Here is a 25,392-nt window from a genome sequence, read left to right as displayed (position 1 = left end):
TCTTTCGCACGAATTCTCACCTCATGACGTTCTAACGTACGGAAATGATCTGCTGTTATCGCTTTATTTATCTCTGCTCACCATATAATGTAATAAGTGCTTAAGGAAAGCGTTGTTTCGCGGTATATCGTTTAATGCTTCCACGGCCCGGCAATAGTGCTCCCACATCGCCCTTCGGGCACCATCATGACCTAGAAGGGTTACAAAGGTCGAACTATTGTTTTCAATGTCCTGATTAACGGGCTTTCCCAATAAGCTGATTTCACCTTCCGAATCCAGCAAGTCATCCTTAATCTGGAAGGCGATGCCTGCATGGTAGGCATATTTCTTTAATGCTGCTATTTCCGTCTCATTGACTTGAGCCAGAATGGCAGGCATCACCAGGCAAGCTTCAAAGGCGATCCCTGTTTTGTAGAAGCATATCGTATTCAACTGCTCAAGGGTTAACAATTGTCCCCTGGCTTCTAAATCCATGGCCTGCCCCATGCAGATTTCGCCGGCCTTTTGGGATGAATATCGCATCAAGGCGAGTACGGCCGTGGCCTCAAAGCCGCTCAGGGAGGATTGCTCTTCAACGGCCTTCTGAATCAGATACAGCCCCGTCAGCTCCGCAGTGGCGCTATTATGAACCTGATGAAGAGTCGGGCGTCCCCGGCGGGTAGGCGCATTGTCCTGGGAGGGCAGATCGTCGAAAATCAAAGAGGCGGTATGCATATATTCCAATGATTTCAGCAGCGGCATAATCGCCGCCGGCTCCAGGCCATATTCATTGACCCCCATGACCCACGTTAAAATAGGCCGAAGGCGCTTGCCGTCGCCTTGAAGACTATAGTTCGCGGCATCAATTAGCGAATTTGTGACAGGCGGCATTTCTCCCGCTTTAGGAATCTGCAATTGTTGATTGATCTCGCGGCGGACAGAATGAATCGTATCGATGAAGCTATCCTTCTCTTTGCGGCTGGTTCTCAGTACGGTTATGATTTGATCTCGAAGCAGCTTGTCAAGGAAGTCCACATCGTCCGCTTGCTGAACCATACGTTGGACGAGCCGGTTAAATACCCGATTTCCCGAGGCAAAGATGCTCATGGTTTCGTTATACTTGGCTTCCCCAAGGCGATCCTTGAAGCGTTTTAATCCGTTGATGGCCCGATTCAGGATGATGTCCCGTGTTCTGGCATCAGAACGATACACGTCGTGGATCAAATAGGAAATGACCATCCAGTACAATTCATACGGATTCATCAGGTCCGGACGCTGCTTGCTATACTGCAAATAATAGGTGTAGGGCGTCACGGCTCCGGCCTTCATATCATCGAACATATCCGCAAAATCATCAGCGAGCTGGTTGTAGATCCCGTAGTAGAACGTCCGCTGCTCGAAGCCTTCATCCTCGGGTGCGCCAATAACCGAGCGGACAATCAATCGGGAAGAAGAGGATTTCAGAATAACAGGCAGGTACAGCTCCTCGTTGGTGTAGGCAGGATGGGACAGCTCCTTCACACGGTCCAGATCCTGAGCATGGAAAAATACATAGGCTTGCTCAAAAAACGTACTTATGGTTTCTGGCGACTGTGAGTTTTTAATATATTCAAAAGCTTCCCGAAGCTCTGAATATACATACTGGATGAAATCCCCGTTCTCGCCGTCCCACTCCCCGGAATCCGGAACAGAGCCGGTAAGCAGTGCAGTTCTAATCATGCGGGAATATTGTTCCTGCTCCTTGGTATTCAAAATTTCTGAATCAAGGAGATCGTCGATAAAAGGGTAGGTCAGGCCATAGGAGTAACCGAGGCGGATCGCTTCATCAAGCCGCTTCGAACGCTCGTCAGCTGATAGGCTGTCGTCCAGCTCATCCATGACATGGAGCACTACGCCGATGATGATTTTCATTAGTTTTCTCTGGGCATGCTCCGCATCCATTTCCTGAGGGATATGGGCGGATACGCTGTTTAGTTTATCAATTAGCCAGATAACGGCGTCTTCTATGTTCTCTTTCTGGGCCCATCGGTACAGCCCGGCCATACTCATAAATTCAGGCTGGTCTCCTCGTTTGGCACCGGTGTAGCGAAGCAGATATTTTTTAACGTCAGCTGACGTACGCTCTATGCGAGCCTGAGTATCTGGAGAATCCAGAGCTTTGCCCAGGTCACGCATGTAAATATAAGAAATGCTTCGATCAAGATAGCCGTCCAATTTGCCGGTGCGATTCAGCCAGCTGATATATTTATGATAGCCCAGCACATCGGGCGTCTTGCTGCCACGTAGAAGCCAGGAATGCCAGAAGCGAGGAACATGGCTTTTTTTCCACAGTTGAATATCAGTTGTCAGAGTTTGAACATACATATGATCCATAGCCCGCGTTTGCAGAGAGGCATAATACTGAACTGCCTTCTGCTCAGCCCTGTGATACCACGTATTGGCTTGGGTTGTAATTACCTCATTCATTGTTGGCTTCCCTCAATTTCTAGTTGTTTAGTGGACGGATGATGCTTACATCATATACGTGAAAGAAACTTATTGGTTACAACATCGGCCCATACACTTGGGTAAAATAGGCTGGGGTGACAGTGATGCAAATAAACAGGCTGCTTGAAATTGTTTATATTTTATTGGATAAAAAACAGGTAACCGCCAAGCAATTAGCCGAGCAGTTCGAAGTATCTCAGCGGACGATTTACCGCGATATAGATACATTGAGTGCAGCGGGAATCCCCGTATATACGAATAAAGGGAAGGGCGGAGGTATTCGTCTGCTTGATCAATTCGTGCTGGGCAAATCGATGCTGTCAGACAAGGAGCAGGTGGACATTCTCTCTTCACTTCAAGGCTTGAATGCCCTGAATGTTCCAGATGTCGAGCCCGTGCTGAGTAAGCTCGCAGCCATATTCAACAAAGAGTCTACGAGCTGGATTGATGTCGACTTCTCCCGGTGGGGCTCTGATGCTTCGGAGCAGGAGAAGTTCAACTTGTTGAAAACAGCGATTTTAAACAGAAATGTAGTGGCCTTTGATTATTATAGTTCCTATGGAGTCAAAACCGAGAGAATCGCAGAGCCTTTAAAGCTGATTTTTAAAGGGCAAGGTTGGTACATTTATGGATTTTGTAGGTTGAAAAATGACTTTAGAATGTTCAAGGTGACCCGGATCAAAACTCTGGCCTGCTCTCAAGAAACATTTATCAGAGAGAGGCCGGGGGAAGTCTGGGGTTATCCCTCGAATATGAATCATAGAACGGTAAAGCTTGTTTTAAAAATTGAGTCCAGCATGGCTTATAGGGTTTATGACGAATTTGACCAGAATGGTATAACTAAACATTCGGACGGAAGCTTTAAGGTAGAGGTTACTTATGTCGAGGATGAATGGGTGTACGGGTACATTTTGTCTTATGGTGCTGCTGCTGAGGTGATAGAACCGGAGCATGTCCGGAATATCATCAAGCGAAAGCTGGAGGAGAGTTTAAGAAAATATTCATGAGCTAGTTTCTATAATATGACATGCTGTTGTCTAATTAGGGCTGCTATACTGACCTCAAAATCAAATGAAACGAGGTATAGCCGATGAATTATGAAATAGTGCATGTAGAGGAAAAAACAGTCGCAGGACTCCAGATCAGAACCAGCAACAACGATCCTTTTATGAGCCGAAAGATAGGTGAGCTCTGGCAGCGGTTTTATCAGGATGGAATCTATCAAGCGATACCCGGCAAACGGAATGATAAAAGCATTGGCTTGTACACTCATTATGAGATGGATGTGAATGGCGCATATGACGTGATCGTATGCTGTGAAGTTCTAGGAGCGGGAGACTCTTATGGCAAACAAAGTTTAGAAGAGGCTGAGATTCAGATCGAAACGATCCCTGCGGGGAAGTATGCAAAATTTATTGTGCAAGGTCATATGCAGCGGGCGGTGGCTGAATTTTGGACGAAGCTGTGGTCTATGGAGCTGGATAGAAAATTCAGCTGCGATTTTGAAGAGTATCAAAGCGGTGGTGACATGGACAATGCAGAAATTCATATTTATATTGCACTGAATTGAATGTGGGGCGGGGACTTCGTCATGACATTAGGGAGGATGGTTTTTTGTACGTATAGTGTGGACGTTTCAGTAGTGAATGTCCATGCAAAAGTGGACACTAGGGAGATCATCATTTTCCCGGACGGCGTTGATATATTTCAGGTGTCCACTATTTGAAAGACATTTCGGTATGAAAAGTCCACTGGGACAACACATTTCTTTAGGAACTATAATTCGGAAAATTTGCCATGGACTTTATATACAGAGCCTCTAGCTTATCGTATTATTAACAATAATAAAGTTCATGGGAGGCCATCGCGAAAAGTGGATAATAAGTTCAGTTATGATCAATATTTGGTAAGACAAAAGATAATCTCCATACTGGGTGCCAGGTTCCATATTTATAATGCCAATCAAGAGCTCGTCATGTATTCCCAAATGAAGGCCTTTAAGCTCAAGGAGGATATCCGGCTGTACAGCGATGAGAGCATGAGCGAGGAATTGCTGACGATCAAGGCGCGTAATGTGATCGATTTCTCCGCGACCTACGATGTTCAGGATGCGCGTACGGGTGAGCATGTCGGAAGCCTGCGCAGAAAGGGATTTAAGTCTATTTTAAAAGATGAATGGATCATACTGAATGCGGGCGAGGCCGAGATTGGGCGGATCAAAGAGGATAGCAGGCTTTTGGCACTGCTGCGGCGGTTCCTCAGCAGCTTAATTCCGCAAACTTATAACGTAGAAATAAACGGCAGTATGGTGACGACTCTTAAGCAAAATTTCAATCCGTTTGTCACAAAAATCAATGTGGATTTCTCCAGCGATCCGTCTCATACGCTTGATCGCCGCCTTGGACTTGCTGCAAGCGTCTTGTTATGTGCAATTGACGGGAAGCAGTCGAGCTAAAGAAATACCGATTAATACGATGAAGAAGGGGCTTAAACAGCCCCTTCTTTTTTAATTTCACATCCATGATTTATTCAATAAAATTAATATAAATTAAACAAAATTAAAAAATAAACAAAAATATTGTTTACTTTTATTAAGTTTTTGGTTATTCTAGGAAACAAGGAGGGAGATAGATGGGTGAGAGGAATATTCCTTTATGGATTTTATCTTTGGATTCAGAAGATATCGAATTTATGCGTAAGTTCATTGTTAATTCTGGTTCCTTAAAGGATCTTGCAAAAGCGTACGAGGTTTCTTATCCTACTGTTCGCATCAGATTAGACAGACTAATTCAAAAAATTGAACTAGCTCAGAATGATGAATCACAACCTTTGGTTAATTTCGTTAAGAAACTTGCCATTGAGGAACGTATTACCTTAGAAGATGCACGACTTATTATCGAGAAATATAATGCAGAGAGGAAGGGGATATAGATGCCGGATTTAACGGTGTTTTTCATCATTGTTGGTATGTCGGCTGTTCAGTATTTTATGGCTAGCAGGAATAGTTTCATCCTCGGTGCCATCATGCCTCTAGTGTTCACTGCTGTGACAACATGGATGTTTACAACCAACAGAATTGAAAGTAAGACGGCGTATATTGTATTACTTCTAATAGGATTGATTATTTTGATAGAAGAGTGGGCAAGAGGCCGGAAATCTTTCCGTAAGCGTCAGCAGAAGGAAATGGAGATCATGATAACCAAAGATTTATGATTCATTTCCCCAGGGGAAAAATACATTTGACAATCGAAAATCAATTCACTATACTTTCTGTAAACTTATATGTGATTTACGATGATGGAACGAAGTAGCGGGCAGTCACTGCTTACCAGAAAGCCAGGGGTTGATGCGACCTGGCAGCATTACTGATCCCTTGCGAATTACACTCCGGAGTATCTTGGGTAATGCCAAGCGGGTTGGCTCACGATAGCGAGCTGAGAGTGGTATGATGGCAAAGCCGGTGACGGATGTTGAGTTCATCGTACAAATTGGGTGGTAACACGGTTAATTCAATCGTCCCTTTAGTCTGAAGCAGACTAAGGGACGTTTTTTATTTTATGGAGTATAGGGAGCTGAATATGTTGAATATTATCGATGAATTGGAATGGCGTGAAGCGATTAATCAGCAGACGGATGCGGAGGGGCTTCGCAAGCTGACTGAGGAGAAGGCGATCTCCTTGTATTGTGGGGTGGACCCGACGGGAGACAGCATGCATATCGGGCATTTGATTCCTTTTATCGTGCTGAAAAGATTTCAATTGGCAGGGCACAAACCTGTCATTCTCATTGGCGGCGCAACCGGAACGATCGGTGACCCAAGCGGCCGTCAGACCGAGCGCAGCCTGCAGACGATGGAGCAGGTGCAGGCTAACGTTGAGGCGCTGACTGCGCAAATGAAGAAGCTGTTCATGACCGACGGGGACAATGAGCTGAGACTGGTGAACAACTATGATTGGACGCATCAGTTGAACGTCATTGATTTTCTGCGGGATTATGGGAAGAATTTCAGCATCAATGCGATGCTGGCCAAAGATGTCGTAGCAAGCCGTTTGGATAGCGGAATTTCGTTCACGGAGTTCTCGTATCAAATTCTGCAGTCGATGGACTACCTGCATCTGTATCAGGAAGAGGATGTGCAGCTGCAAATCGGCGGCTCCGATCAATGGGGCAATATTACAAGCGGACTGGATCTCATTCGCAAAAAAGTAGGCCCGGAAGCGAAAGCCTTCGGCTTAACGATTCCGCTCATGCTGAAGGCCGATGGCACGAAATTTGGCAAAACGGCCGGCGGCGCGGTCTGGCTTGATCCGAAGAAAACGACGCCATACGAGTTCTACCAGTTCTGGGCAAATACCGATGACCGTGATGTCGTTAAATACCTGAAATACTTCACGTTCCTCGATAAAGAGGCGATTGAGGCTCTAGCTGAGAAGGTACAGACTGAGCCGCATAAACGCGAAGCGCAAATTACGCTGGCCGAGGAAATGACCCGGTTCGTACATGGCGAGGATGCGCTGGCGGAGGCTAAGCGAATTACCGCCGCTCTGTTCAGCGGGGATATTAAGTCTCTGACTGCTGATGAAATCGAACAAGGCTTCAAAGAAATGCCGACCTTCGAAGCAGCCAAAGAATCCAAGAATATTGTCGATTGGCTCGTTGACGTAGGGATCGAGCCATCGAAACGTCAAGCGCGCGAGGATATTACGAGCGGGGCCATCTCTTTGAACGGGGAGCGGGTCAATGAGCTGGAGTTCGAGATTACGGCCGATCTGGCGATCGAAGGCCGCTTCATCATCGTCCGCAAAGGGAAGAAGAAATACCATTTGGTGAAATTGGTTTAGGGGTACGAAACGAAAGGCACAGCAATCTCCTGCAGGAGGGTGCTGTGCTTTTTTCTTTGAACTGTTATAACAAGCTAGCCTATAATAGACTCATAATCTACTACCAAGGGGTGCCTATTATATGGATGATCTAATAAAGGAAATCATAAGTTTTAGAGATGAGAGGGACTGGGAGCAATTCCATAACCCTAAGGACTTAGCAATCTCTTTGGTATTAGAAGCGAGTGAGTTACTGGAGAATTTTCAATGGAAAAGTAGTGAGCAAGCGATAGATATTAACTTTAAACATATCCAAGATGAATTAGCCGATGTTCTGATCTATTCATTAATGCTTGCAAACGATTTAAAGATTGATGTTAAAGAAGCTATTCTAAGCAAATTGGAGAAAAATAAACAAAAGTATCCTGTGGAGAAGTTTAAAGGAACATCAAAAAAATACACAGAAATAGAGTGACGGGGTGAGACAGCTTTGATTATTTACGAAGCTACCAAGGAAGAATTCATGAATGATGTAACTGACGATAGTATATCTGTCAAAATTCATGAGTCTTATTTGCAGAAAATTGGTAAGGTTTCGCTTGGTGAGATTAATTCCTGGAATAATTCCATGAACTATATGTATAAGGTTCTAAATACTCCAACTATCCCTGATGATGTAGGAGTTGCCATTGAGTACAAGGTACCTACAACTTCGCGCAGGATAGATTTTATGTTGACGGGGTTGGACGAGAAGGATCAATATTCGGTGGTCATTGTGGAATTAAAACAATGGTCCACCATAAATAAAGTGGAAAGTTTAGATGGGCTCGTTGAGACGGTTATAAATAAAAGGCTAGGCAAGCATGCGCATCCATCGTATCAGGCTTATACATATGCTAGATTAATATCTGACTATAATGAATCGGTACAAAATGAATCGATATCGCTTTACCCCTGTGCTTATTTGCATAACTATATTAGGGAAGAAGATGACCCTCTAACGGATGTCATATATGAGAACTGGATATCAGAGGCTCCGGTATTTACAAAAGGTGATGCCCTTAAATTAAGGAGTTTTATTTCTACATATATTAAAAAATCTGATCGAAAAAGATCTTTATATCTGATTGACCACGGAAAAATTAAGCCATCTAAATCACTGCAGGATTCACTTCTTAAGATGTTAGAGGGTAATGAGGAATTTTTAATGATCGATGAACAGAAGGTGGCCTATGAAGTGGCTCTTCTTATGGCAAAAAAAGCACAAACTACTGACCGCAAACAAGTTTTAATTATAGAGGGAGGGCCCGGCACGGGAAAATCAGTGCTAGCCATTAATTTGTTGGTACGATTAACCGCTCAGGATATGGTCTGTCAATATGTAACCAAGAATAGTGCCCCCAGAGAGGTATACACTAAGAGACTCCAGCAAGGCTATAAGAAAACCGTGATTAATAACTTGTTTAAAAGTTCAGGAATATATTATGGGGCATTACCCAATGAAATTGATGTATTGATCGTTGATGAAGCTCATCGGTTAAATGAGAAGTCAGGTTTATTTAAGAATAAAGGTGAGAACCAGGTGATGGAGATCATTCGGGCGGCTAAATGTTCTATCTTTTTTATTGATGAGTATCAAAAAATTTCTATGCAGGACGTAGGCAGTAAAGAAGAAATCAAACGATTTTCACAATTATACAATGCTGAAATCGTAGAGATAGAACTAGAATCGCAATTTCGTTGTAATGGCTCGGATGGATATTTAGCCTGGTTGGATGATGTGCTGGAGCTTCGTGAGACAGCCAATGCAGACGGGTTCGATCTTCAATATGATTTCAAGATTTTTGATGATCCCAATGAACTGCGTGATGAAATTTTGGAAAAGAATCAAGTGAATAATAAAGCGAGGATGCTGGCCGGCTACTGCTGGGATTGGAAAAAGGATGGGAAAAGTAATCCGGAAATTCATGATATTTATATAGAGGAATATCAGTTTTCTGCGAGCTGGAATTTAAATAATACCCAAACATGGGCAATCGATCCTGAATCAGTAGAACAAGTTGGCTGTATTCACACCTCGCAAGGACTGGAGTTTGATTATGTGGGAGTTATTATCGGCGAAGATCTTAGATATATTGACGGAAAAATTGTAACAGATCCTTTCAAACGTGCAAAGACTGATAAATCCTTGTCAGGATTTAAAAGTTTGTATAAAAAGGACAAGGATGAGGCACTGCGAATAGCCGATCAAATTATAAAAAACACTTACCGTACACTCCTTACACGAGGGATGCAGGGATGCTATATTTACTGTGTTGATCCTTATCTAAAAGAATACTTTACTAAACGGCTATCACGTCAAAAAAGTATTATTTACCCGGTACCTAAGGAAAAATTATATGCCGTGGCTGAAGGAAGAGTTTCTTATCATGTTAATAGCAAAAGAGACGCGAATAATAATTAAGGACAGCGTAGATAAACGAAAAGACGCCGATTCTTCTTGGCGTCTCTGCGTAGTTAGATAAGCGTTTCGGAGGTGCCGCCGGATTTTAAATCATTCCAAGCCACATACAAGCTGAGCGAGGCGGCAATTAGAAACAAAACGGCGGAGATCAGCGCGATTTCATTTCTTCGGGTCGTTGAAATCGAACTGCCACCGCCACCGCTAATACTTCGTATTTTTACGGGTTTCGCATGCTTTCTTGCCGACTGCTTTACATGCTTTTTTATAGGGTTCACACGCTTCACACGCAGTCACTCCTTTGGAACGCAATGGCATACTCCAGAATATGTTGGCGTAGGAGTGATCGTTCCGGAAAGAAATGAAAATGGACAGTTAGTAGTTGCAAAAAGCCACAGTACCGAAAACGGTGACTATGGCTTTTTAATATGATTATAAGCCCGAAAGAAGCTTCATCTTGTCGAAAATAGGAAGATACGTCCAATGAATTATGATATGATATTTTGGATAGGTCTAAGGGTCTAAGGTGCCGGAGGGATTGAGGCAGAAGACCAGATTTGGACAAGAGAATTATCTTGCGGACGGTCTGACGAATAAAACAGGAGATATCATCGCGGGATAAGCAATACTACAGTTTAAAAGTGGAGGCCAAGATGAGAAAGATTAGTACGTTGTTGTTGGTGTTATGTCTCTTTTTATTCATAGAGGCATCAGTAAGTTATGCAGAAGGGAAGGAAACAGCCACGGTGAGCACTAGTAAAGTGGTCATCGATGGCGAGGTGGTGCACAGCTCCGGATTTAACATTCAGAATTACAGTTACTTTCGTTTGCGTGATTTGGCAAGTCATTTATCCGGATCGAATAGTCAATTCGATATTACCTGGAACAATGATCAGAATGCGATTGAATTAACTACAGGCAAGGCATATTCAGCCAATGAGTCATTCCGTACCCCGTACTACAGCTCTGGCAAGGTGTATGAGGCGAAGCTGTCTACGGCAAAGATTGTGATCGACGGGGAGCTTCAATCTATACAAGCTTATAATATTGAGGATAATACCTATTTTCAGCTAAGAGATTTGGCTAGCGCATTAAAATTTGATGTTTCGTTTGATTCAGCGACCAATAGTATTGTTGTAGAACCATACCTGCCTGAAAATGCGTATCAAGCGGCAGGTGCCAGCGCAGGGACAGACCATATTGTTCAGTCTTACTTCTCAAGATGGGGCGAGCCGATCCGCTCCCATTTGATACAAAATATCGATGGCACGTTCAGCAGTGTAACCGTAGATGAGGAGCAGGTTCGAATCGAGACATACAATAAGGACTATGAAGTAACTTCAAGTAAAAAGCTCCCTCTTGAATTGCCGCTCTATGGGGCCTTCTATAGTGGGGAGAAATACAATTATATTGCTTATGGCCAAGATAATAAGGAAGAGGACGACAGTAAGGAAGTAATTCGAGTCGTTCGCTATGATAAAAGCTTTAATCGAATCGACAGTGTCTCGGTTAAAGGCGGGGAGAGCTATACCATCCAGCCGTTTCGTTCCGCAACCCCCAGGATGGCTGAACATGGCGATGAACTCGTATTACATACGTCACGATTGAGATATACAGCCTCAGATGGTAAGAATCATCAGTCCCAGCTTACCTTAATTATTAATACGTCGAATATGAGCGTAACCAACTATATAGGGGAATTTCAAAAGAACCATGTCAGTCATTCCTTTGACCAGTTTGTAAAATACGATGGAAAAGAACATGTCCTGGTGGATCACGGCGATGCGTATCCCCGGTCGATCGTTCTTCATAAAGGGAATGGATCACAGTATAAAGAAGTAGATTTATTTCGTATTCCTGGAAGTATTGGTGCTAATATGACGGGAGTTTCTCTCGGGGGATTCGAGACTTCCTCTACCCATTATATAACTGCCTATAACAAGGCTGATCACTCTAAGGTGCAATCCTATACCAATTTCGAGATGGTCGGGCTAGATAAGGATGTTCGTGACATTATGCTTGCTGTAGTACCCCGTACCAGCTTGAACAGCGGTGAAGTTAATAATATAACTATAGCGAAATATACATCAGGTACGGATCATATTGGCTCCACTCCCAAGCTCGTAAAAATAGACGAGAATCGTTTCATAGTACTGTGGCAGGAATTTGACCGCGAGAATACGCCGCTGGATGTGAAGTATGTTGAAGTTAACGGGAAGGGTAATCCTGTTGGTGAAATCAACAGTATTCCTGGATTTGTACTATCCGAATGCGACCCGATCATCATGGACGACAAGCTGGTTTGGTTTGCGGATAAAAAAGGCAAGCGTATTTTCTACACGATTCCGCTATAAAATTGTCAAACAAAGGAGTTTTATGACACTTTATAGAATAATATGTATTAGCATACACATTTAATGATGTAGCTAATTTTATTATGACGGGAGAAGAAGGATGAACGGGAGTAAAAATGTTATGCCAGTGTTAGCTGCATTCATTGCTGCAATCATTGGCGGTGCCATTTGGGCACTGATTGTGGTTATTACGGAGTACGAGGTGGGAATTGTCGCCTGGGCGATTGGGGGACTGGCCGGTTTTGCGGTATCTATCTTCGCAAAGAGGATTACTCCGGTACACCAGATATTAGCTGTTATTGCGAGTTTGTTAGGTATCTTGCTTGGTAAGTACTTTGTGTACGGCTACTATGTAATTGGTGAGGTGGAAGGGATCCTGACGATGTTCCGCATGGATGTCATCCGCATGTTTCCAAATCTATTCTCAACAATGTTCAGCGGGATGGATATCATCTTTGTATTATTAGCCATAGTAACGGCCTGGCAGCTGCCAGCGAAATTGGCAAGTAACCGTGGTCATGCTGAGACAGAGGAACCTGTATCAGCAGAATAGTCAACAAGGTTATACATACTCATACATATAAACATACATTAGTGAGGGGTGCCCCGTAAGTCGGGGCATCCTTTTTTTCACCATAGCCCAATAAATTTGTTATCATAATAATGCTAACAAAATATAATAAATTGTAGAAATATTTTTACAATTAATGTATGATGAAAAGTGTAATTTCCATTTCTATTTACTTTTTTGCAGAAAGGAGGTTCGTAGTAACGCTAATTAAGTAAGCGCTTACCTTTTATCCAAACTATTGAATTGGAGGGTTTTATTTATGAGTAGAAAACGGTTGAAATCTTTTGCCACGATGCTTCTTGCTGTGACCGTCATCGCAGCTGCCGCCATTGTTCCTGGTGGGAAAGTATCCGCAGCAGCGACGCCTGTCAAAGGATTCTATGTAAGCGGTACCACGCTTTATGATGCCACGGACAAGCCATTTGTGATGCGAGGGGTCAACCATGCCCACACTTGGTACAAGAACGATTTAGCTGCTGCCATTCCGGCTATTGCCGCAACAGGCTCCAATACCGTAAGAATTGTACTGTCGGATGGGGGACAGTGGACAAGGGACGATGTCGCTTCCGTCGAGAACATCATCGCTTTATGTGATCAATACAATCTCATTACTATGCTTGAAGTACATGATGCGACAGGCTCGGATTCTGCCTCTACGCTGAATCGTGCCGTTGACTATTGGATCAGCATTAAAGATGCATTAATCGGAAAAGAGGATCGCGTGATCGTCAACATTGCCAATGAATGGTTTGGCTCCTGGAGCTCGGATGGCTGGGCAAGCGGTTATCAGGCGGCGATCCCGGCTCTCCGCAATGCAGGCATTAAGAACACGCTCGTTGTGGATGCGGCTGGCTGGGGACAATATCCGAACTCGATCTTTGAGAAAGGATTGGCTGTTGCTAGCACCGATCCGCTGAAAAATATGATCTTCTCTATCCATATGTACGAATATGCGGGCGGCGACGCCGCAACGGTAAAGAGCAACATTGACAATGCCTTGGCCCTGAATATTCCCGTCATCATTGGCGAATTTGGACATAAGCATTCCAGCGGCGATGTGGATGAGGCGACCATCCTGAGCTATACTCAGCAGAAAGGCGTTGGCTGGCTGGCCTGGTCCTGGTATGGCAACGGCGGAGGCGTCGAATATTTGGATCTGGCAACGGGCCCGGCGGGAAGCTTGACGGACTGGGGTAAAACCATAGTGAACAGTACCTACGGCACACTTGCTACATCTCAGCTTAGCGGAATTTATACAACGCCTGGTTATCAGCCGGTTCCGGATAACGGGAATCCTCCGGTGCCAACAGCACCGGCCGCTCCAACAGGCTTAACGGCTGCGGCAGGGAATGAACAAGCTGTATTGAGCTGGAACGCTTCCCCCGGGGCGACAAGCTATGCGGTTAAGAGAGCAGCAGTCAGCGGCGGGCCTTACATGACGATTGCCAGTAACGTTGCAGCTACCAGCTATACGGATACGGGATTGACGAACGGCAATACGTATTATTATGTGGTGAGCGCCGCGAATAACGTCGGAACAAGCTCCAATTCCACGCAGGCCAGCGTAACTCCGCAAGGTACGCCAGTACCTTCCAGCTCCCTCGTTTTACAGTACCGGGCGGGAGATACAAGCCCTAGCGATAATCAAATCAAACCGTATTTTAACATCAAAAATAACGGAACGAGCGCCGTCAATCTTAGCAGCCTGAAGCTTCGCTATTACTTTACGAAAGACGGCAATCAAACGATGAACGCCTGGATCGATTGGGCTCAGATGGGGTCAGCCAACATTCAAACAGCCTTCGGCAGCGTTTCTGGCACGAATGCAGACACCTACGTCGAGCTCAGCTTCACGGCCGCAGCAGGCTCCATTGCTCCCGGCGGGCAGACCGGAGACATTCAACTGCGGATGTCCAAATCCGACTGGTCCAACTTTAATGAGAACAACGACTACTCCTTCGATGCCGCCAAGACCTCATACACCGACTGGAACAAAGTAACATTATACAACAACGGGGTTCTGGCCTGGGGAATCGAGCCTTAATCCGGTAAATAGTAGGTATTATTTTCGGATATTCTAGAGGCTGCTGTACAAGGGGATCGGCTGCGGCCGATCCTTTTGTTTTTGGCGGCTTTTGTGATCAATGTTTAAACAAGTCATGTCCACTCAACTAATCATGTTTTTTTTCCCAGAAGCAACGAAAAGTAAAACAGGAATTTCAATAGTTCAACTTATGTAAATGGATTTATGGTAGTTAGTTTCTGCGGCAAGGAAGGGATTTTAGATTTAAATGGATTTCATGTCATTAAAAGAAGGGAGTTGGCCAATTATGGGATGATTTTTGATTTTTAGGTACATCAAATCCATCTAATCCCTTGAATCTTTCGTGTAGAGCGTAATTAGATAACATCATAATACCGAGCACCTAGCTGTATTCACCCCATTTTGAAAGCGTTTTAAAAAGTTGTTGTCAAAATAAAAAGGGCTTGCTATAATGGCGTTGAAAAGCTTTTCAAAAAAGGAAGTAGACGAAGATGAAACCTACAATTCGGGATGTTGCCAAGATGGCAGGCGTATCCATCAGCACGGTATCCCGTGTCATGAACGCCCCGGATACAGTGATTGAGAGTAAACGGAGGCGCGTGCTGGATGTGATCGAGGAACTCCAGTATCAGCCGAACTCATTTGCACGGGGCCTGATTTACAAGAAGTCATTTACGCTGGGCCTGCTGATCCCTGATATCGAGAACATTTACTATTCCGGCATCATTCGGGGAGTGCAGGATGCTTGCATCAAGCTTGGCTATAGTCTTATGATTTGCAATACGGACCGCGACAAGGATCGTCTGCTGTCCTACATCGATGCGTTTCATGAGAAACAGGTGGATGGCATCGTTTTTGCTAGTGACATTATTTTTCCAGAGTATTACGAGAAGCTGGCCGGAAGCCGAATCCCGTTTGTACTTGTCTCCTCCCACTCCTATGAATATGACATTCCGAGTGTGGAGATTGATGATAAGGCCGCGGCATATGATGCGGTCAAATACTTAATTGGGCTTGGCCACACTGACATCGGCATGATTGGCTTCAACCATGCGAACTCCATAGCTGGACCGCCACGTTTCGAAGGTTTTGTGCAAGCGCTTACAGAGTGTGGAATGGAACATAACATGGAGAAGGTCAAGTATGCGAATCACCGTTTTGAGCATGCGTATGAGGCGGCCGGCGAATTGTTTGCGGAGCACCCGGGCATTACCGCGGTTTTCTGCGTAGCCGACGAGTTCGCTATGGGTACGATATCATATTTGAACGATCGGAACATCAGCGTTCCGGAGCAAGTATCCGTTATAGGCTTCGATAACCTGCGGGTAGCAAGCATGTATATTCCAAAGCTGACGACGATTGCGCAGCCGATCTACGAGTTGGGTTATCGCGCGGCAGAGAAGGTGCATGAACTGGTCACGACGGGAAGCATCGACATTTTACGAGAAAAAATGGCCCATCGGCTCATTGTGCGGGATTCCTGCCGAGAAAAGTAAGTTTTACTTATTTTTCTGTCGATTCTGAAAAGCTTTTCAGAATCGGGAAATCGTAAAAATTTGAATGGGGAATCAGCAAAATGTAAACGTATGCGACCTTGTAGATCATGATATGCTTAGCCTAAGAAACGAAGATTGAAGCTCTTTAAGGGGGTGATCCTGGAGAAGAATGATCCGTTTAGCGGGCAAAAAGCGAGGAAGAAGCAAGAATGCAAGACCCTGCAACTAGGGACGCAAGGTTTACTAAACTAAAGGGGATGTTCATAAGATGAAGAACGCTGTAGGACGAAAAATGTCATTGCTTCTCGTACTATTGCTGTCATTTACGATGGTGCTGAGCGCCTGTGGCGGGGGCGGCAATACGCCGAAAAATGAGCCGCCAGCGAATACAGGAGGCAACAGCCAGGGAGCAGCAAATGAAGGCAGCGGCAACGAGAATCTGTCGCCTCTGGAGCTTGCGCTGAAGGGCGAATACAAAGGAACGAAAGTAACGATGTTCGGTCCGTTCGTAGATGCTGACCAAGTGAAATTCGAAAGCAGCATTAAAGAATTCGAGGAGAAAACCGGGATCGACATTCAATATGAAGGCTCCAAAGAATTCGAAGCGACGATTAATATCCGAGTAGACGGCGGAAATGCTCCGGACATCGCTGACTTCCCGCAGCCGGGTCTGCTGGCTTCTATCGCAAAAACGGGGAAAGTCATCGACTTGACCAACATTCTTGACCAGGACAAATTAAAAGCGAACTACAACCAAAGCTGGCTCGACATGGGGACGATGGAGGGCAAAGACGGTAAAATTCTCGCCGGGATCTGGAACCGCAGTAACGTGAAGAGCTTGGTATGGTATCCGAAGAAGCAGTTCGAAGAAGCAGGATACAAAATTCCTGAGACATGGGACGAAATGATGGCCTTGACCGAGCAAATCGCCAAAGACGGCGACCCTGCTTGGAGTATCGGTATCGAGTCCGGTGCAGCCACGGGCTGGACAGCTACGGATTGGGTGGAGGACATCATGCTCCGCACTACAACTCCAGAGAATTACGACAAATGGGTAAACGGCGAGCTTCCGTTCACATCTCCTGAAGTGAAGCGTGCTGTAGAAATTATGTCTGACATTTGGATGAATAAAGATTATGTATATGGCGGCACGAAATCGATCGTAACTACGGCATTTGGTGATGCTCCGGCTCCAATGTTTACGGATCCTCCAAAAGCCTGGTTCCACCGCCAAGGCAACTTCATCACCAGCTTCTTCCCGGAAACGGTTAAAGTCGATGAAGACTACGACTGGTTCTACCTGCCATCTATTGATGAAGAATACGGCAAGCCAGTACTTGTAGCAGGCGACATTTACGCGATGTTCAACGATCGTCCAGAGGTTCGCGCGGTCATGGAATTCTTCACGACGGGCGAATCCATCAAAACTTGGGTTCAATCTGGCGGTGTTATCGCGCCAATGAACGACGCATCTCTCGACTGGTACAGCTCCGAATCCGACCGCCGCATGGCGAAGCTCGTACAGGATGCATCCACGCTCCGCTTCGACGGGTCTGACTTAATGCCTGGTAAAGTTGGCGCAGGTACGTTCTGGAAGGGGATGACCGACTACGTGAGCGGTACGGCTTCCTTGGATGACGCATTGAAGCAAATTCAGTCCGGCTGGGATAACTAATCTGCAATTATCGTCATTTTTCACACCTTGTTAACTGGTAAAGAGGAGCACTGTGGTTCGCTTGCTAGCTGCTCCTCTTTTCTTGTCTAATCAACTTTTGATCACGAAGTAATTCAGGGTTTACGAAGACAGTTTTGCTCCGCAAAACAAAGCGCATGCTTACGAAGACAGTTTTGCTCCGCAAAACTTATAGGAGGAGCTATTATGAGTGCACAAGCAAAACCAAGAATTAGCATGAAAGCCGTGCTCTTTTCCTTGCTTGTACTATTGGCCAATATCGCCGTACACGGTTCCATATTTTTGTTTTTCCGCGACTCGACACTTAACCCGCTGCTGACGGCTGTATTTGCCGTGCTATGGGGAGTCGTCGGCGTCTACCTCATCTATTACACGTTTAACTGGGCAGTGGAGCAGTACCCGGAGCAAGTTCGCCGGAAAGTCCTGCCGTTCATCTTCGTCGGCCCGGCAACCCTTGTCCTGGGATGGCTGCTTATTCTGCCGGCATTGCGGACGCTATATCTAAGTTTCTTCAACGCTTCCTCGGATAAGTTCGTCGGTCTGGCCAACTATGCGGCCATATTTACAGACCGCCTGCTCGCGACGGCGCTGCGCAACAACCTGCTATGGGTGTTCGTCGGGACGCTGGCTTGCGTAAGCCTGGGTCTGCTGATTGCGATTCTGGCTGACCGCAGCAGCTACGAGAGGATCGCTAAGTCGATCATCTTCATGCCGATGGCGATTTCCTTTGTGGCCGCCGGCGTTATTTGGAAGTTCGTTTACTACTATCAGCCTGGCGATGAACAAATTGGGATACTGAACGCAATTGTTACATTTTTTGGCGGTGAGCCGCAGGCCTGGACAAGTATGCTCCAGCCATGGAATAACTTTTTTCTGATTATCATCCTGATTTGGATGCAGACGGGATTTGCGATGGTTATTTTCTCCGCTGCAATCAAGGGCGTCCCCGAGGATATTCTGGAGGCGGCGCGTGTGGACGGCGCGGGAGAAGTCAAGATTTTCTTCGGCATTATGATTCCATATATCTCTACGACGATTTTGACGGTCACTACGACCATTATTGTATTCACTTTGAAAATATTTGACGTCGTCATGGTGATGACGGGAGGTCAATACGATACAGAGGTTGTTGCGACGCAGTTCTACCGGCAGTTTTTCATGTACCGCAACTTCGGTTACGGCTCCACGCTGGCTATCGTGCTGCTGATCGCGGTCTTGCCTGTAATCATTATCAATTTGCGCCAGTTCCGCAAGCAGGGGGGATTCTAAATGGTCGGCCGTAAAAAGAGAAAAGGAAACAAGACCGTAGTCAACGTTGTGCTCGGCATCATCTGCTTCATCTGGCTGCTCCCGACGCTGGGACTATTTATCTCCTCGTTCAGGCCTGCGGCGGATATTCTGCAGACCGGCTGGTGGAAGGTGTTCCCACACCAGGAATGGAAGGCCGGGGAAACGTTGCAGTTGTCTAAGGACGTCGATTTGCGCGAGCCGATCGAGGTCAATGGCACAACCTACACGGATGACCAGCTGAAGGCTGGCGTTACTGAGGGCGACAAACGCCTCATATGGGAGAATCGCAGAGCCCGAACGATCAATATGCAGGAGCGCGGCTGGGAAGTGAAGCCCGATTTTACGCTGGACAACTATAAGAACGTTCTGTCCGGGAAGGAATACAAGCTGAAGCTCGGGGACGGCAGCGAAACTGTGCAAAAAGGAACCGGCCTGTCTCAGGCCTTCTGGAACACGCTGACGATAGCAGTGCCGGCGACCATCATTCCGGTACTGATCGCTTCGTTCGCGGCATACGCCTTTGCTTGGCTGCGATTCCCGGGCCGCAAGACGCTATTTGTCATCATCATCGCCATGCTCGTCATTCCAATTCAGGTCGCGCTTATTCCGATCCTGAAGGATTACACGGCGCTTGGCCTAAATGGCAGCTACCTGGGCATTTGGCTGGCGCATACCGCGTTTGGTCTGCCGCTCGTGACGTACTTCATGTATAACTTCATCAGCCAGCTGCCTAAAGATTTGTTCGAGTCGGCGTTTATTGACGGCGCTAGCCATTTTACGATTTTCAGCCGGTTGATTCTGCCGCTGTCCGTACCAGCCCTGGCTTCAATTGCTATCTTCCAGTTCCTATGGGTCTGGAACGATTACCTCGTATCGCTGATTTTCATCGGCAACCAGCCAAACGTACAGGTCATGTCCATGAAGATTGCCGACCTCGTTGGCTCGCGGGGCAATGACTGGCATTTGCTGACCTCGGCTGCATTCATTTCGATGCTGATGCCGCTGACGATTTTCTTCCTGCTGCAGAAATATTTCGTCAAAGGGCTTATGGGCGGATCGGTCAAGGGTTAACAATGGGCTGCAATCAACAAGAGAATGATTACGGAATTGGAGGGGCCTGGCAGAGATGAAAATGAAGCCATACGAGCATCCGAAGGCGCTATATCCTTATGAGGAATGGTACGTTACTGAACAGTCCTATGATGAAGAGAACAATCAAAGAAATGAGAGCATATTCGCTTTAGGCAACGGATATATCGGCATGCGCGGCAATTTTGAGGAAGGGTATTACGGCAAGACGGGAAAATCGGTTGTCGGCAATTACTTAAACGGCTTCTATGATTCCGAGCCGATTATATACCCCGAGGGGGCTTACGGGTACCCGTCACGCAACCAGTCCATGCTCAATGTTCCGAACGCACAGTGGATCGAGTTGAGAGTCGAGGGGCATCCGTTTCATTTCCACTCCGGCAAGGTGCATAGCTCCAAACGGCAATTGAATATGCAGAAGGGAATCTTGCAGCGCGAGGTTGAATGGGAGTCACCGGCGGGTCACCGCGTCTTGATCCGGATTCAGCGGATGGTCGCTTTGCAGCACAAGCATTTGGCTGCGATTCAATATGAGGTGACCGCGCTGAATTTTGAAGGCAGCGTCGCGCTGATTTCCGGGGTGGACGGCAAAATCGCCGAGCCGGAAGCAACCGACGATCCCCGCCTTGGCGGAGCGCGCGCTGAGCCGAATTTGCTGCTCGAAGAGACCGGGCATGAGAGAGCGATGTTATGGATGAGGCATCGTACCCGTTATACGAAATTTGCCCTGCTCACCGCGATCAGCCATCGCATCGAAGCCCCTTGGGGATACGAAATGTCGGTGCAGCAGAACGAGCTGCGGATGTCAGCGAAATATAAGCTGCAGCTGAAAGGCGGAGAGACCGCGCGGCTGACCAAATACATCTCGTATCATACGACCCGGGATTATGCCGAGGAGGAGCTGGTCCGCCGCAGCATTGAAGTGCTGCGGCAGGCGAGCGACAGCGGCTTTGATCTGCTGGCTGAAGAGCAGCGCGCTTACCTGGAGCGATTCTGGCAGCGGGCCGACGTGGAGATCAACGGCGATGTGGCGCTGCAGCAGGGGATTCGCTTCAATGCCTTTGCCCTGCTGCAGTCGGCTGGCCGCGACGGCGTTACGAACATTGGGGCCAAGGGCCTTACCGGCGAGGGCTATGAAGGCCACTATTTTTGGGATACGGAAATGTATATTTTGCCATTCTTCACGTATACACAGCCGGAAATCGGCAGATCCTTGCTGGAGTTTCGTTATAACACGCTGGATAAAGCGCGGGAGCGGGCAGCCGTCATGTCGCAAAAGGGGGCGCTCTATCCTTGGCGCACCATCGATGGCGCTGAGAACTCGGCCTATTTCCCGGCGGGCACGGCCCAGGCGCATATCAATGCGGATATTGCTTATGGGATGAAGCAGTATGTGCAGGCGACCGGGGATATCGAATTCCTAGTTGCCAAAGGAGCCGAAATTCTGTTCGAGACATCCCGTTTCTGGGCGGACCTTGGCCATTACAATCCGGCGCGCGGCGGGGCCTTCTGCATCGATGCCGTAACCGGACCGGACGAATATACGGCGATCGTCAACAACAATGCGTACACGAACCTGATGGTACAGGAACAGCTGATCTACGCTTATGAGACAGCGGCGTTTTTGCGGGAGCAGTATGCGCAGGATTACGATCGGCTGTGCCGGAAGCTCGGGCTGACGGAGGAAGAAATCGAAGGATGGCTGAACGCGGCGGAGAAGATGTTTATTCCGTTCGATGAAGAACTGGGCATTTATGCGCAGGACGATACATTTTTAACGAAGAAAAAATGGGATTTCGAGAATACTCCGGCAGATAAATATCCGCTGCTGCTGCATTATCACCCGCTGGTGATTTACCGCCATCAGGTGCTGAAGCAGGCCGATCTAGTACTCGCGATGTTCCTGCTCGGAGACCGGTTCTCCCTGGCGGATAAAATCCGCAACTTCAATTATTACGAGCCGCTGACAACACACGACTCCTCGCTGTCCACATGCATTCATAGCATTATTTCCGCGGAAATCGGGGATTTGGCAAGCGCGTATTCCTATTTCGACCGCACGGTGCGCATGGATCTCGACGATGTGAACCGCAATGCGAAGGATGGCCTGCATACCGCGGCCATGGCGGGTTCCTGGATGTCGATCGTAAACGGCTTTGGCGGCATGCGCGCGTATGATGGAGTGCTCAGCTTTGATCCGAAGCTGCCGGCGCAGTGGGACAGTTATCGCTTTAAGGTAATGAACCATGGCCAACGGATTGATATTTTTGTCGATCAGGAGGGTGTCGTATATACCCTTCTGGAGAGCGATAGCACAGAGGGCTTGGAGATTAGGCATAAAGGAGATACATTGAGCCTGCTGCCTGGAGAACCCGTGAGGATACCATTTGTGAAAAAGCTGGAGGCTGTCATCTTCGACCTCGACGGTGTGGTTACTGATACGGCAGAGTACCATTATCTGGCCTGGAAGGACCTGGCCGAGGAGCTAGGACTTCCGTTCGACCGCGCCAAAAACGAACGCCTGAAGGGCGTCAGCCGGATGGAGTCACTGGAAATCGTGCTCGAGGACAGTGAGCGGAGCTATACCGCCGAAGAGAAGGCGGAGCTGGCGAAGCGGAAGAACGACAGCTATAAGCGGATGATCGAGCATATTACGCCTGCCGATTTGCTGCCGGGCATCCGCGACCTGCTCGTCAATCTGCAAGAGCAGGGGATCGCGGTTGGGTTGGCGTCGGCCAGCCACAATGCGCCGTTCATCTTAGAGCGGCTAGGCGCCAGCTCCTGGTTCCAGGCGGTGGCTGACCCTGGCAGCGCCCGCAAAGGCAAGCCGGATCCGGAAATATTTCTGTTGGCCGCAGAAATGCTTGGCGCAGATCCGGCGAACTGCATCGGCGTGGAGGATGCCGAGGCAGGCATTGCCGCTATCCGGGCCGCCGGGATGAAGGCCGTCGGCATCGGCAGCGCCGCCCAGCTCGGCGCCGCCGACCTGCTGCTTGCCTCGACGGCCGAGCTGAGCCTGGACAAGCTGCAGCAGCTGATGGCTTAGTCCGGCTGCTGCCGGGCTAGGGCTGTTCTGGCTCGGTAACATACACAGCCCCGCTCCTTTCCCGCTTGCAGGGAGAAGGAGCGGGGCTTTTTTTGCATTGTGCGCCTGCAGGCTGTGGGAGCTTATACCTCGCATACCTAATGCAGCAACACCATCGCCACATACTCCGCACTTACGCTGCTTGTTCACACACGTTCACAAGTTACACAGGCAGCACGTAGCACACTTGGCCCATCGCACGTTTGGTACATCGCACACGCGGTACATCACACACGCGGTACATCACACACGCGGTACATCGCACGCTCGGCCCATCGCACGCTCGGCCCATCGCGCCTCTCGGCACCTCCACGGCTGTAAGATGCCGTCAACGGACCCTGTTTCCGCTATTTGTCCCAAATCAGCAAATTTCACAGGCTATCGGACCCTAGTTCCGCTAATCCATCATTACAGCAGCAAAAATGCGTTAAAATGTTCAAATAGCTGATCCTGTGTCCGTAAGCACACGAATCTGCCTCTTTTTCTACAAATAAGGTCTCCTATGTCCGCAAGGACTGTGACAGCAGATACTCACAATTCCTGAGGGCATGCTGCTGAATTTTTATACTTCAGGCAGTTACAACACAGCAGCTGACAAAGTGAAACAGGGGTTACGGAGAACGGTTTATTGCATTTCTTGCAAATCTATTATATGTTGAAAATCAATACATACAATCATGAGGTGACATAATCCATGCCAACAATCTATGACTTCAACGTGCTTAAGACGAATGGAGAGCGGTTCCCATTGTATAAACTGGAGGGCCGGCCGGTCCTGATCATGAATACGGCAAGCAAATGCAAATTTACGCCCCAGTTTGACGATGTGCAGAAGGTTTACGAGCAATTTCACGCCGAAGGGCTGGAGATCATCGGTTTTCCATGCAATCAGTTTGGGGAACAGGAGCCAGGTACAAATGAAGAAGCGGAGTCCTTCTGCCAGATCAATTATGGCGTAAAATTTCCGATTTTTGCGAAGGTGGAGGTTAATGGGGAGGAGGCGCATCCTTTGTTCGATTATTTGAAGAAGGCGGCCCCGTTCCAAGGTTTTGATGAAAGTGATATCAACGCGAAGCTGCTGAAGCTGATGGTGTCTGACAAAGCGCCGGAATGGCTGGTAGGCGATGCGATCAAATGGAACTTTACCAAATTCCTGATCGATCAGCAGGGCCGGGTCGTGCGCCGTTTTGAGCCGACGGACTCTGTCGATGTTGTCCAATCGAGTATCCAGGAATTGCTGCAATTGGCTTAATGTCAAATCCGAATCCAAATTGAAGTAAAGTCCAAACCGGACATGAAGCCGAACTTGAAGTCCCCATCTCATGAATGAGACGGGGACTTTTAATTTCTTCAATTGCAGTCTCTATGTAGCGATAAAAGGGGTTTTGTGAATGTATTTGGCCTCTGCCGCCTGGCGGACGATAAAGCTCGCGATGTCCTGATTGGAAATTTTGAGGCCGGGCATATCGGTGAGATTTTCCTTGATGCCGCCGCTTTCCGCGCCTTCGACGACGAACGGCAGCCGGATCAGCGTCCATTCGATATTGCAGTATTGTTGAATGATGGCCGCTTCCTTCTGTTTGTCCTTGATCAGCGCAGGGAAAAAGACTCTGAACAGCAGCGCACCGATTTTGTTCATGAATCGCTTCCGGTCCCCTTCCAAAGTAAGGGAGCCACCGGTAACACCGATATATCGGCTGATTTCGAGCTCGTTCATGACTTCGAGAACCATGCCGGTTACGGAGCTATAAAGCGGTACATCTCCCGGCGGCTGGCCAAAAGCGTTCACCACGACATGACAATCCTGGAGCAGCTGTCCTATATGATCTCTATTTTCTGCACTGCCCTGCAAGATTTCGATTCTGCCGTCTTGGCTGTCCAATTTTTGCGGATTTCTTACGAGCATTCGCACCTGATAACCCTTCCGCAGCGCGGCTGCAGCAATATAACGCCCGACTTTTCCGGTTCCGCCGATGATGGCTATTTTGTGGTTGTTTGTCATAAATACGCCCCTATTCACGTT

General features: G+C 47.3%; 20 protein-coding genes. 17 read left to right on the top strand and 3 right to left on the bottom strand.

Annotated elements, in window-relative coordinates; translation table 11 throughout:
• Positions 1-63 precede the first annotated feature (63 nt).
• On the bottom strand, positions 64-2,445 hold the full coding sequence (locus GNP95_RS04380) for a polyprenyl synthetase family protein (protein WP_155609629.1): 2,382 nt from the start codon (positions 2,443-2,445) through the stop codon (positions 64-66).
• Positions 2,446-2,570: 125 nt separating this feature from the next.
• Here GNP95_RS04380 and GNP95_RS04375 point away from each other — a divergent pair, with 125 nt between their 5' ends.
• The 8 genes from GNP95_RS04375 (at position 2,571) to GNP95_RS04340 (ending at position 9,750) form a co-directional block, all read left to right on the top strand.
• A complete protein-coding gene (locus GNP95_RS04375; RefSeq protein ID WP_155609628.1) occupies positions 2,571-3,473 on the top strand; it encodes a helix-turn-helix transcriptional regulator in 903 nt (300 codons plus the stop codon).
• A gap of 83 nt (positions 3,474-3,556) precedes the next feature.
• On the top strand, positions 3,557-4,036 hold the full coding sequence (locus tag GNP95_RS04370; protein ID WP_155609627.1) for a GyrI-like domain-containing protein: 480 nt from the start codon (positions 3,557-3,559) through the stop codon (positions 4,034-4,036).
• Between the two features lie 303 nt (positions 4,037-4,339).
• The gene (locus tag GNP95_RS04365) at positions 4,340-4,921 is read left to right on the top strand and encodes a hypothetical protein (RefSeq protein WP_330163261.1); all 582 of its coding nucleotides are present in this window, start codon (positions 4,340-4,342) and stop codon (positions 4,919-4,921) included.
• Between the two features lie 176 nt (positions 4,922-5,097).
• Positions 5,098-5,397 (top strand): DUF2089 family protein, encoded by a 300-nt coding sequence (locus GNP95_RS04360; protein ID WP_155609626.1) that lies wholly within the window; start codon positions 5,098-5,100, stop codon positions 5,395-5,397.
• Positions 5,398-5,679 carry a hypothetical protein gene (locus GNP95_RS04355; protein WP_155609625.1) on the top strand — a complete coding sequence of 94 codons (282 nt, stop codon included), beginning with the start codon at positions 5,398-5,400 and terminating at the stop codon, positions 5,677-5,679.
• 368 nt (positions 5,680-6,047) lie between these two features.
• A complete protein-coding gene (tyrS, locus tag GNP95_RS04350) occupies positions 6,048-7,307 on the top strand; it encodes a tyrosine--tRNA ligase (RefSeq protein ID WP_155609624.1) in 1,260 nt (419 codons plus the stop codon).
• A 121-nt stretch (positions 7,308-7,428) separates the two neighbouring features.
• Entirely contained in the window at positions 7,429-7,761 is a 333-nt protein-coding gene (locus tag GNP95_RS04345; RefSeq protein ID WP_155609623.1) for a nucleotide pyrophosphohydrolase, read from the top strand.
• Between the two features lie 48 nt (positions 7,762-7,809).
• A complete protein-coding gene (locus GNP95_RS04340; protein WP_230873652.1) occupies positions 7,810-9,750 on the top strand; it encodes a DUF2075 domain-containing protein in 1,941 nt (646 codons plus the stop codon).
• A 53-nt stretch (positions 9,751-9,803) separates the two neighbouring features.
• On the opposite strand, the gene GNP95_RS04335 is transcribed toward GNP95_RS04340, so the two are convergent.
• Positions 9,804-10,034, bottom strand: a complete 231-nt coding sequence (locus GNP95_RS04335; protein ID WP_155609621.1) for a hypothetical protein — start codon at positions 10,032-10,034, stop codon at positions 9,804-9,806.
• A gap of 366 nt (positions 10,035-10,400) precedes the next feature.
• On the opposite strand from GNP95_RS04335, the gene GNP95_RS04330 reads away from it, so the two are divergent.
• From GNP95_RS04330 to GNP95_RS04290, 9 genes are all read left to right on the top strand, one after another.
• Positions 10,401-12,101, top strand: coding sequence for a hypothetical protein (locus tag GNP95_RS04330; RefSeq protein ID WP_155609620.1), 1,701 nt, complete (start codon positions 10,401-10,403; stop codon positions 12,099-12,101).
• Positions 12,102-12,201: 100 nt separating this feature from the next.
• Positions 12,202-12,654 (top strand): hypothetical protein, encoded by a 453-nt coding sequence (locus GNP95_RS04325; protein WP_155609619.1) that lies wholly within the window; start codon positions 12,202-12,204, stop codon positions 12,652-12,654.
• Between the two features lie 277 nt (positions 12,655-12,931).
• Positions 12,932-14,716 (top strand): cellulase family glycosylhydrolase, encoded by a 1,785-nt coding sequence (locus GNP95_RS04320; protein ID WP_230873651.1) that lies wholly within the window; start codon positions 12,932-12,934, stop codon positions 14,714-14,716.
• 491 nt (positions 14,717-15,207) lie between these two features.
• Complete coding sequence (locus GNP95_RS04315; RefSeq protein ID WP_155609618.1) at positions 15,208-16,212, top strand: LacI family DNA-binding transcriptional regulator; 1,005 nt, start codon at positions 15,208-15,210, stop codon at positions 16,210-16,212.
• 268 nt (positions 16,213-16,480) lie between these two features.
• Positions 16,481-17,887, top strand: coding sequence for an ABC transporter substrate-binding protein (locus GNP95_RS04310; protein ID WP_155609617.1), 1,407 nt, complete (start codon positions 16,481-16,483; stop codon positions 17,885-17,887).
• A 204-nt stretch (positions 17,888-18,091) separates the two neighbouring features.
• Positions 18,092-19,174, top strand: coding sequence for a carbohydrate ABC transporter permease (locus GNP95_RS04305; RefSeq protein ID WP_155609616.1), 1,083 nt, complete (start codon positions 18,092-18,094; stop codon positions 19,172-19,174).
• Entirely contained in the window at positions 19,175-20,266 is a 1,092-nt protein-coding gene (locus tag GNP95_RS04300) for a carbohydrate ABC transporter permease (protein WP_155609615.1), read from the top strand.
• A 55-nt stretch (positions 20,267-20,321) separates the two neighbouring features.
• On the top strand, positions 20,322-23,330 hold the full coding sequence (gene pgmB / locus GNP95_RS04295; protein ID WP_155609614.1) for a beta-phosphoglucomutase: 3,009 nt from the start codon (positions 20,322-20,324) through the stop codon (positions 23,328-23,330).
• Between the two features lie 733 nt (positions 23,331-24,063).
• Entirely contained in the window at positions 24,064-24,621 is a 558-nt protein-coding gene (locus tag GNP95_RS04290; protein ID WP_155609613.1) for a glutathione peroxidase, read from the top strand.
• 111 nt (positions 24,622-24,732) lie between these two features.
• On the opposite strand, the gene GNP95_RS04285 is transcribed toward GNP95_RS04290, so the two are convergent.
• Positions 24,733-25,371, bottom strand: coding sequence for an NAD(P)H-binding protein (locus GNP95_RS04285; RefSeq protein WP_155609612.1), 639 nt, complete (start codon positions 25,369-25,371; stop codon positions 24,733-24,735).
• Positions 25,372-25,392 lie beyond the last annotated feature (21 nt).

Source organism: Paenibacillus woosongensis (genome assembly GCF_009725165.1).
Lineage (GTDB): Bacteria > Bacillota > Bacilli > Paenibacillales > Paenibacillaceae > Fontibacillus > Fontibacillus woosongensis.
Note: the sequence above shows the minus strand (reverse complement) of the source record. Positions and strands in the feature narration are given on the sequence as shown.